Source organism: Flavobacteriales bacterium (assembly GCA_013001705.1).
GTDB lineage: Bacteria > Bacteroidota > Bacteroidia > Flavobacteriales_D > JABDKJ01 > JABDLZ01.
Map to the genome: position 1 here is coordinate 1 of JABDLZ010000240.1, position 10,662 is coordinate 10,662.

A 10,662-nucleotide genomic window follows, 5' to 3' on the forward strand; every position below is an offset into this window, starting at 1 on the left:
CCTCGCTCCAGTAATCGCCTGTATAGGCCTGAAGGGCTTGTGTATCCCCCTCCCAAGTCGGCAGTCGCTCGTAGATATAGTCGCCTCCATCGATCCGTATGGTCAAGCGCTGTCCGCCATCGGCTGAGGGGTCGAAACGGTATCTCGCCTCTCCATCGCCAGAGCTGAAAAGGTTCTTCCCAATGGGTATCAGTTTCCTCCTTCCATTGATGGTCAGGCTGTCCTCACTCACGCTGATCTCCATGGTACGGTTGCGGGTGTCCCGCAGATAGTTACCTACAAAGCGCTGTAGGGCTTTGGGATGCATTTTGATGCCTTTGACCGGGCTCTGCTTTTCCGGCTCGAGCACATCGGCCAGTAGGATATCTGCCACATCGGATTCTGAGATCCAACCTCGGCCTCCATAATTGGAAAGGATGATGATCCCCAGATCGTGCTCGGGATAATAACTCAGCATAGTGAGGAAGGCCTCGTGGCTCCCGCCATGCCGCCAGCGCTCGGTACCGCGATACTCACTGATGCCTATGCCTAATCCATAGTCGGCACTAGTACCATTGCTCAGCATATAGGCTTGGGTGAAGAGTTCCTGAACGGCCTTTCCCCCTATCAGTGCCGTGCGGTAGTTATTGATCCACTTACTCAGATCCTCGAGATTGGAATAGACCTCGGCCGCTCCGAAGATGGCCCGGTTGCTCTCGGCATTGACATAGCCTTGGCCTTCTTCCACATAATAGGATTCGGCCGCATTGGGGATGACTTCTCCTACATAACTCTCGATCTCTGTAGCCTCCATGCCCAGCGGTTCCAGGATATGTCGGGTCACCCAGTCATCGGCCGGTGTACCGGTGACCTCTTCGAGTACCTCGGCCAGTATGACCCAAGCGGTGCTGTTGTAGGTATACCGGCTGCCCGGCTCGAATTCCAAAGCGGGCTGTCTACGTACCACTTCGAGACATTCATCACGGGATAGGTAGTCCTGCCCTACGATACGTCCAGCGAGATTGGACATCGTGTAGGCCTCTCGGTATCCGCTCGTATGGGTGAGTATATGCCGCAGTGTGACCTCCTGCTCGAACTCGGGCCAGTCGTCCAGGTATTTACCTACGGGGTCATCCAGGTCGAGTCGCCCTTGATCATGTAGCATGGCAAAGGCATAGCCCAGGAACTGCTTGGACACCGAGCCGATATTGTAGACCATGCGATGGTCGTTGTCGATCCCATAGGCCAGGTTGGCCTTGCCATAGGCTTTTGCCAGAATGGTCTCTCCCTTATGCACCAGGGCGATCAGACAGCCCGGGGTGGTGTCATTGACCGCATCCGGGACAAGGGAATCGATCTGCGCGATCATCTCAGGACGGAAGGTCTGGGCGGAGAGGAATGTCGTTTGCAATAGAAACAGAAGGACGAGGAGGAAACAGTTGTTGGTTTTCATGGATAGGGCTTTGTACTCAAATGTACTAGAAAGCCCTTTCTGATTATATAATCCTTGAGACCGACCCCTACTCGATCAGCAACTTCTCGAAATGAGTGACTCCTATCAGATCCTCGATCAACACGTAGTACATGTCCGGCCTCAACTCGGAAACATCGATGCTTTCCTGCCCGATACGCGAGAGGATACGCTTTCCAGAGCGGTCCACGATCTTCACCATGTATATCCGATCCGGGTTCGAATTCAGTATATGTATCATGGTAGATGCCGGATTGGGATAAAGACCGAATGTGCTTTCATCCCGCTGGTACTCCACGACCACAGGGTCATAGGTAGTGGTGGTCCCATCGTAGTCGACCTGAAGTAGTCGATAGTAGGACAGTCCGTGAGGAGGCACATCGTCATGGAAGCTATAGTCCAATTGAATCGAGCTATTGCCTGCGCCCATCATCCGCCCTAGCTCTGAGAACTGCATTCCATCCACACTGTTCTGGATAATGAAATGGGAATTATTCACTTCAGAGGCGGTCGCCCAGTCGAGCTGCACACCTGATCCGGATGTCTTCGCATCAAAATAGAGCAGTTCCACCGGAAGTACGGATGTACCACAGAAATTCAAGCAATCTTCCAGACTGATAGGAATGTTCACAGAAGTTCCAGATGTACACCAAGAGACCCCGCTCCAGTTGGTCGTCCCATTGCTTCCATTGTCGATATTCCCAAAAGCCCGTACCGTTCCTGATCCTAGGACCACTGCTCCGAGTAGGTTGTTGAATGCCCCTTGCTGGATATCTACGCAAGCTGAGTTCGAATTCAACTCGAGAATGGACCGATTCTGGAAATCACCTGTGCCCACTGTGATATTTCCTCCACCTGAAACTATGAGATTCCCAGAATTATGGTTCAGGTCACCATCCACATCCAAGGCACCTTGAACATAGACATCTCCCAAGTTGTCAAAGTCACCTGAAGAGTTGACCTCTATCCGACCTCCTAAGATGGCCAGTTCAGTATTGTTCCGCATATAATGGACCGATAAGTCACCGAAACTGAATACCCCAGCTTGAATGCTGGAATAGGTCGTTGATGGATCACCTAGGGATAGATTGTAGAAGGAATGAGTCGTAGATACAAGGGAAGCACCTGTATTGATGATCAGAACATCCGGTGAACGGACGAAGATCGGGTAGTCCATATTCACATCATGATCGATGATGATGACATCTCCAGCACCCGCAGTGAACCAATTGGGTACGGTCACAGGTGTTGGGAAAAATGATGAAACATATACCCCACCCCATGTGGCCGGGTCACTCCAGTCCCCATTCTGCGTGGTGGTGAATGTGGCAGCCTGAATTCGGCCAACATCCGAGAGCATGCTCATCAGTATGGTCACTATGAGAACGAGACGTGATACTGCCGTGCTCCTTACTCTAAAGATTCCTATCTCCCAATACATGAATCGAATGACTTTGTTTACATGCAAAGCTCGACCGAGCTAGTACAGGGCGCATCACCCATAAGGATGAAAATCAGCCTCCTAGGCTTGACATTCATTTTTCTTATTCAATGGGTGTCTGTATATTCAATGGACCAACCTGAATCTCTATTCAAGCGACAAATCGAATACTGGCATGTTCACATTCCACCTAGCTGGACGATATAGGTTTAGGCGACACCTAATCAAAAAGAACTAGAATCACAGAACCATGAATACGAATTACCTATACAGCAGTATTTTGATCCTGATGTGCGGATGTTTTCTGAGCTTGCACGCTCAGACCTGGTATCCGGCCAATGACCCTTCAGGTGGAAACGCATTGGAAATCCACAAAACTTCGGACGGTCATCTTCTTTGCGCCACGACCCGTGGGCTCTATCGCTCGACCGATGATGGCCAGAACTGGCAATCCATCTCCGGAGGATTACAACAACTCGCGGTACTGGATGTAGTGAGTACTCCTTCCGGTGCCCTCATTGCATTCTTCGTCACGGGACCGAGACGCTCTACCGACAATGGAGATACCTGGGAGGATTTGATCCCAGGCGATTGGATCTCTGTAGGTGAGGCGGTGGTGAACGCATCGGGAACTATTTTCTTGAACACCAATAATTCCGTTTGGCGTAGCACAGATGAAGGAGACACTTGGGAGCAACTCTTGAATGATGGTAGTACACTCCTATCTTCCAGCCTTTCGATCAGTCCCGATGGTGAACTCTATGTAGGCACTTATAATTCAAGAATACTGCGATCGACCAACAATGGGGACACCTGGGTAGAACTCTTCGAGGCAGCCAATGACATACGCTCCTTTGCCTTTGTGGGCAACACAACGATCTACGGCTGCACCAGCTTCTCTGGCATCTATCGATCAGATGACAATGGAGGCACATGGGAACTGCTATCTCCTTTACCCGGAACCAATGGAGCCTTCAGCATCGCTACCGATAGTGGGGGTCAACTCTATGCGGCAGCCTATGATGGAGGCGTATTCTCATCCGATGACCAAGGGGCTTCTTGGGAGAATGTCAGCTATGACATGGTGACTATGGATGTGAACTTCCTTTGGGTCGATACCGATGATAATCTCATCGCTGGAAGCAGAGCCGTAGCGCTTCAGACACTGAATGATCAATCGTGGTCACTGATGAATGATGGAATCACAGCCGTTTATGTAGAACGCATGGTGACCATTAACGGGGTCATCTATCTGTTAACAGACTCCGGGCTGTTCATCTCTAACGATGGTGGTACCTCGTGGCAACACTCGGTGCAAGGAATGACAGACACTGAACTCATGGCATTGGCAAAAGCTCCCAATGGGGACCTGTTTGCAGGAGGCGAGCGTCTTTATCGCTCCACCGATGGGGTGGTATGGGAAGACCTTTCGGCATCCTTTCCAGACAGTGAGGTGTATGCCGTAGATATCCTCATTACCTCCGATGATAGAGTGATCGTTGCTACCGAGGATTATGGAATCCGATATACGGATGACAATGGTTCAAGTTGGTCCATTGCGAATACCGGCCTGGCAGACATTACCATGAATTTCATTCGTCAAGGACCTACAGGTGAGCTATTCACATGTGATGCTGAGAATCTGTATCGCACCAGCGATATCGATGCGGGATGGAATATGATCAACACCGGCCTGACTGACACGGATGTCATCAATTTCACTGTGGGTACGGGGGCGTTATTTGCCATCACCTATTCTGATGGTCTATTCCGATCGGTGGATAATGGAAATACCTGGTCTTTGATCAATGAAGAAGATTTCAATAATGTGGCTGTGGATGGGAATACACTCTATAGCTCATCCGAATCACTGGTCTCGGGAGGGGTCTACCTCTCCGAGGACAATGGGAACAGCTGGAACAACATAGGTACTGGACTACCGAATATCCAGATAGAACATGTCGATTACGTGCAGGGGCTCGGGCTGTTCGCCTATGTCAGGGACTTTGGTCTCTACACATTGGATTTCAGTGTAGTCGGCTTGGATGATCATGACAAATCTCTCCATACCATCTCCGGCTATCCCAATCCATTCACAAGCACGTCCACCGTGAGTATATCCAGCGAACAAGCAAGCGTTGTGAATTTCTCCATTCAAACCTTGGATGGTAGATCCATTGAAAGCACCACGCTGAACCTGAGTCCCGCTATCAATGAAATAGAAATCGGCTCGCAACTAGCAGCAGGTATGTATCTGGTCACCGTGCAATCTCATGAACGTTCTCAGTCTCTAATTCTCATCAAATCGGATCGATAAGCAGGCTATTTCTGGCTACCGCTTGGAGGATATACATAGCTCTTATGCTGTACCTTACCAAAGGTGACGGGACTGGAATTTCGTGCGTAGTTCTCTCGCAGCGATGCCCTAAATTCGCGCCCCATGAAAGAGACCATCGAAAAAGCCTGGGAAGATCGTTCCTTGCTGCAGGAATCCGAGACCCAATCCGCCATCCGCGAGGTGATCGCCCGATTGGATGCCGGTGAGACACGCGTGGCCGAACCCTCATCAGACGGATGGAAGGTCAATGAGTGGATCAAGAAAGCTGTGCTACTCTACTTCCCTATCCAGGTCATGGAGACCATCGAGGTGGGTCCTTTCGAGTTCCACGATAAGATCGCACTCAAAAAGGATTACAAGGAGAAAGGAGTACGTGTGGTGCCACATGCCATCGCCCGCTATGGCTCTTTCGTTGCCTCGGGCGTGATCATGATGCCCAGCTATGTCAACATAGGCGCCTATGTGGATAGCGGTACCATGGTGGATACCTGGGCCACCGTAGGTAGTTGTGCGCAGATCGGTAAGAATGTCCACCTCAGTGGCGGTGTGGGTATCGGTGGTGTATTGGAACCGGTACAGGCCAGTCCGGTGATCATCGAGGATGATTGCTTCATCGGCTCTCGCTGTATCGTGGTAGAAGGAGTGCATGTCAAGAAAGAGGCCGTACTCGGTGCCGGAGTCGTACTCACCCAGAGCACCAAGATCATCGATGTGTCCGGTGATGAAGAGAAAGTCTATGTGGGCGAAGTTCCCGAGCGGGCCGTGGTCATTCCCGGTACACGCATCAAGGCCTTTCCGGCCGGTGATTATGGCGTACCTGTGGCCTTGATCATTGGAGAACGCAAGGCCAGCACCGATAAGAAGACCTCTCTCAACGAGGTGCTGCGAGAGCATAACGTAGCCGTTTAAGATGAAAGAACAGTTGGACAAGGCACTGGACATCCTACGGTCCGGAGGGGTCATCCTGCACCGACCTGACACCATTTGGGGACTCAGCTGCGATGCCACTTCTCCCGAGGCGGTGCAGAAGATAGATGCCATCAAGGCACGCGAAACAGGCAAGTCCTACATCATCCTCGTGGATAGTGATGCCATGATGGAGCGCTACGTGGAGGCCGTGCCTGAAGTGGCCTATGACCTGATCGATGCCGCTGTCGACCCACTGACCATCATCTATCCCCACGGAAAGGGATTGGCATCTGGAGTCTGTGCCGAGGACGGTAGCATAGGCATTCGTATCGTACAGGACCCATTGACACGGCAGTTGGTCCAACGCCTGAAGCACCCTATCATTTCTACTTCGGCCAATATCTCGGGACAAGGGAGTCCCCAGCATCTGGATGAGATCGCCTCTTCGATCAAGGAAAGCGTGGAAGGTATCATCGAGCGGAATGACCGCCCAGCACAGAGCAAAGCTTCGGCCATCATTAAATTAGCACTCAATGGAGAAGTCCAGATCATACGCTCCTGAGATTTCTCGCTTGGAATCCCTCCAGCATGTGCCCATCATCGGTATGATCCAGGAGGTGGTGAAATCGCATGGTCACGATGCGTATATCATCGGTGGTTTCGTGCGCGATACGCTCTTGGGCCGTGAGGTCAAGGATATCGATATAGTGACCATCGGATCGGGAGTGGATCTGGCCCATTTGATCGCTAAAGAGATGGGTGGACTGGATGTGCATGTTTTCAAACGATTCGGCACGGCCATGATCAAGAAAGGAGAATACGAACTCGAGTTCGTAGGGGCCCGTAAGGAATCCTATCGCTCCGAGAGTCGCAAGCCCATCGTGGAGGATGGTAGCTTGGAAGACGACCAGAACCGAAGAGACTTCACCATCAATGCCCTAGCTCTGGATCTCAACAAGGACTTGGAACTGGTAGACCCCTTCAAGGGGCTGCATGATCTGGAGAATGGCATCATCCGTACACCTCTCGATCCAGACCGCACCTTTTCCGATGATCCGTTGCGTATGATGCGGGCCATCCGCTTTGCTACGCAATTGCGTTTCCGTATCGAGGAGAACTCCTTCCGATCGATCAAGAAGAATGCGCACCGCATCTCCATCGTAAGCAAGGAGCGCATCATCGATGAGCTCAATAAGATCATCCTCTGCCCTATCCCATCCATCGGATTCAAGATGCTGATGAGCACTGGACTGTTGGAGATCATTTTTCCGGAGATGGTCGCTCTCAAAGGGGTCGAGCGCAGAAAAGGAATCGGTCACAAGGACAATTTCTACCACACCCTGGAGGTATTGGACAATATCTGCGAGAGCACGGATGACCTCTATCTGCGCTGGGCGGCCATCATGCATGATATCGCCAAACCGCGTACCAAGCGATTCGACCCCAAGGCCGGATGGACCTTCCACGGTCACGAGGATAAAGGCGCCCGCATGGTGCCCAAGATCTTCCGCAGACTGAAGCTGCCCTTGGACCACAAGATGAAATTCGTCCAGAAGATGGTCCTCCTTCATCTACGTCCGATCGCACTGACCAAGGAGGAGATCACCGATAGCGCCATACGTAGATTGCTCTTCGATGCCGGAGAAGATATCGATGCACTCATGAAACTCTGCCGGGCCGATATCACTTCGAAGAACGAGGCCAAAGTCAAGCGCTATCTGAAGAACTATGATCTCGTCATAGAGAAATTGGCCGAAGTGGAAGAGAAGGATCGGGTACGCAATTGGCAGCCACCTATCACCGGAGAACTCATCATGAACACCTTTGGGATAGGCCCCGGCCGGGAGATCGGCATCATCAAGAATGAGATCAAGGAGAGCATCCTCGATGGTATCATAGAGAACGATTATGACCAGGCCTATCAGCTCATGCTCAAAAAGGGTGAAGAACTCGGATTGGCCCCGGTCGAAAACTGAAGCGCACATCTTACATTTGGGCGAGGATAAAGCTAGATCCAGCATGCAGATTCTCAAGATCCGTATCGTACTCGATCATACTGAGGAGGTCTTCCGAGACCTGGAATTGGAATATGATGGAACCATGGAGCAACTTCATGAAAGCATATTGGCCGCTTTCGATGTGGAGAACGACCAGATGGCCTCCTTCTACAAGAGCGATGAGCACTGGAATAAAGGAGAAGAGATCGCACTGGTGGATATGGGCGCCAGCGAAGAGCCGGTCCTGCTGATGTCAGAAACAGCCATCAAGGACTGTCTGGAGGAACGCTCCCGCATGCTCTACGTCTATGATTTCCTCAACCTGCGCATCTTCTATATGGAGGTGCTCTCCCTCTCCGATGCCGACCCAGCGTTGGAATATCCACGAATTGCCATGGCCTTGGGTGAACTGCCTCCGGTGGATGACCCATTCGACATGGACAGCCTCATGGAAGGTATCGACCTGAGCGAGTCGCGGGATAATGTCAAAGTCGATGACGACCCCTATGCTGATGAAGACGATATGGACGCCTGGGATGAAGGGAGTGGCATGGAGAACCTGGACGACTACGAAGGGCTCATCTGATCCATGATGGCCTGTACTACCAAGCCCGTATTGCTTTCTATCGTGGGCCCCACAGCGGTGGGCAAGACTGCATTGAGCATCCAAGTGGCCAAACATTTCAAAGCCCCTATCCTATCGGCCGATTCCCGGCAGATGTACAGGCATATCCCCATCGGCACGGCACGTCCGAGTTTGGAAGAGCAAGACGGGGTCGCCCATCATTTCATCGATTGTTTGGATCTGGAAGAAGAGTACAGTGCCGGACAGTTCGAGCGGGATGCCTTGGAACTCATCCAAGGAGAATTGAATCATCATCCGGTCATCCTGTTGGTAGGTGGCTCGGGACTCTGTGTCAAAGCCTTACTGGAAGGGCTGGACGATGTACCCAAAGATGAGCATATCAGGGAGCAATTGATCCAGAGACATCGCACAGTAGGGCTGGCACCCTTGCTGGAAGAACTGGCAGAATATGACCCGGAGAGCTACGCGCGTATAGACCGACAGAACCCTCAGCGGGTGATACGGGCATTGGAAGTCTGCCTGACCTCCGGACGTCCCTTCAGTTCTTTTCATTCCAAAAAGAAGGTCGATCGACCCTTCCAGAGTGTGCTGGTCGGATTACGAAGAGATCGCATGGAGTTGAAAGAGCGCATTGCTCAACGCTATGGTGAAATGATGGAATCCGGTTGGATGGATGAGGCAAGGGAGGTCTATGACAAACGTCATCTCAACTCTCTGAATACGGTCGGCTATAAAGAGATATTTCGCTTCTTGGATGGAGAATGGGACGAGGAGGTGATGGAGAAAGAGGTGATCAAAGAGACACAGCGTTTTGCCAAACGGCAGATGACCTGGTTCAAGAAGATGAGCGATATACACTGGTTGGATCTACCCCATGAGCGACCTGTCGAGCAGATCATCGATTGGGTAGAGAGTTATTCATAAGCTCCCTCCAGCCGTGCATCGGGGATGTGCAAAACTCAGAGCATAGGGGTAGGTAGACGCCTGATACGCTTTCTATTTTTAGCCCATCTAAACACGTTGAAACACAATCCACCTCCTTCCGAGGTAACTGAACAACATCATGAGTCAACAGAGAATCGACCTTATCAAGGAGATGCTGCACAAGAATCCAACAGACTCCTATCTGCGCTATGCTATAGCTATGGAGTACCTGGAGATCGGTAACAAGGCCGTAGCACTGAAAGAACTAGAGACCGTCATCAAGAAGGACAAAGGGCACGTAGCCACGTATCCGGTTCTTGGAAAGCTCCTTGAAGAAAAAGGGAAGACCAAGAAGGCGATCGAAGTCTACCAATCCGGACTGGAGATCGCTCGTAAAAAGAACGACACCAAGGTGATCGGGGCACTTTCAGAAGCCTTGCTTATCTTGGATGTGTATGATGACCAACCTTACTGAGTCGATTCCTTCTCCTTCCGATCAAACGGTCGTCTGGTCACCCAGCATGACCGTGGTCTGGACCTTGGCCATCTTCTGTCTATTCCTCTTCGGGCAGTTGCTAGGCTTCTTCTTGGGTGTCTCCTTTCAAGACGTCAGCAGTGAGATCTATGATGCGATGTTCTCGGGAGATGAGGCCTTGCTCAATCGTCTCTCATATGAGAAAGACCTCTTCTGGCCGATGGCCCTTGGAGGTGCCGTGATGGGTCTCATCAGCGTAGCCATCGCTATCCGCTGGAAGAAAGGACTCACCATCAAAGAGTATCTGCATCTGAACAATGTCCCTTGGTACGTGTGGGGTCTTTGGATACTCATCACTGTAATAGTCACAGTGGGTCTTGAGCTACTCGCAAGCAACTTCGAAGATTTCCAGACCCCCTTCCTGCATGAATTGGTAAGCAATTCTCAGAACATCCCCTTGCTGATCCTATCCATCGGCATTGTAGCTCCCGTCTTTGAGGAGGTCCTATTCAGGGGCTTTGCCTATAAAGGTCTGGAACGGA

Annotated in this window: 10 protein-coding genes; 8 read left to right on the plus strand and 2 right to left on the minus strand. The window is 51.2% G+C overall.

Annotation, left to right across the window (positions count from 1 at the left end; all coding sequences use genetic code 11):
* Window positions 1-1,432, minus strand: a 1,432-nt coding sequence (locus HKN79_09685; protein NNC83839.1) for a beta-lactamase family protein, incomplete at its 3' end; no start/stop codon positions are given.
* 67 nt (window positions 1,433-1,499) lie between these two features.
* Entirely contained in the window at window positions 1,500-2,891 is a 1,392-nt protein-coding gene (locus tag HKN79_09690; protein ID NNC83840.1) for a T9SS type A sorting domain-containing protein, read from the minus strand.
* Between the two features lie 250 nt (window positions 2,892-3,141).
* On the opposite strand from HKN79_09690, the gene HKN79_09695 reads away from it, so the two are divergent.
* The 8 genes from HKN79_09695 to HKN79_09730 all read left to right on the plus strand — a co-directional run.
* Window positions 3,142-5,208 carry a T9SS type A sorting domain-containing protein gene (locus HKN79_09695; GenBank protein NNC83841.1) on the plus strand — a complete coding sequence of 689 codons (2,067 nt, stop codon included), beginning with the start codon at window positions 3,142-3,144 and terminating at the stop codon, window positions 5,206-5,208.
* Window positions 5,209-5,331: 123 nt separating this feature from the next.
* Window positions 5,332-6,138, plus strand: a complete 807-nt coding sequence (locus HKN79_09700) for a 2,3,4,5-tetrahydropyridine-2,6-dicarboxylate N-succinyltransferase (protein ID NNC83842.1) — start codon at window positions 5,332-5,334, stop codon at window positions 6,136-6,138.
* A 1-nt stretch (window position 6,139) separates the two neighbouring features.
* A complete protein-coding gene (locus tag HKN79_09705) occupies window positions 6,140-6,700 on the plus strand; it encodes a threonylcarbamoyl-AMP synthase (protein NNC83843.1) in 561 nt (186 codons plus the stop codon).
* 43 nt (window positions 6,701-6,743) lie between these two features.
* Window positions 6,744-8,114, plus strand: coding sequence for an HD domain-containing protein (locus HKN79_09710; GenBank protein NNC83844.1), 1,371 nt, complete (start codon window positions 6,744-6,746; stop codon window positions 8,112-8,114).
* Between the two features lie 43 nt (window positions 8,115-8,157).
* Window positions 8,158-8,721, plus strand: a complete 564-nt coding sequence (locus HKN79_09715; GenBank protein ID NNC83845.1) for a hypothetical protein — start codon at window positions 8,158-8,160, stop codon at window positions 8,719-8,721.
* A 6-nt stretch (window positions 8,722-8,727) separates the two neighbouring features.
* Window positions 8,728-9,645, plus strand: coding sequence for a tRNA (adenosine(37)-N6)-dimethylallyltransferase MiaA (miaA, locus tag HKN79_09720; GenBank protein NNC83846.1), 918 nt, complete (start codon window positions 8,728-8,730; stop codon window positions 9,643-9,645).
* 139 nt (window positions 9,646-9,784) lie between these two features.
* Window positions 9,785-10,120: a hypothetical protein gene (locus HKN79_09725; GenBank protein NNC83847.1), complete on the plus strand. Its 336-nt coding sequence runs from the start codon at window positions 9,785-9,787 to the stop codon at window positions 10,118-10,120.
* Window positions 10,101-10,662: hypothetical protein (locus HKN79_09730; protein ID NNC83848.1), on the plus strand; the 562-nt coding region annotated here is incomplete at its 3' end. The genes HKN79_09725 and HKN79_09730, both read left to right, overlap by 20 nt.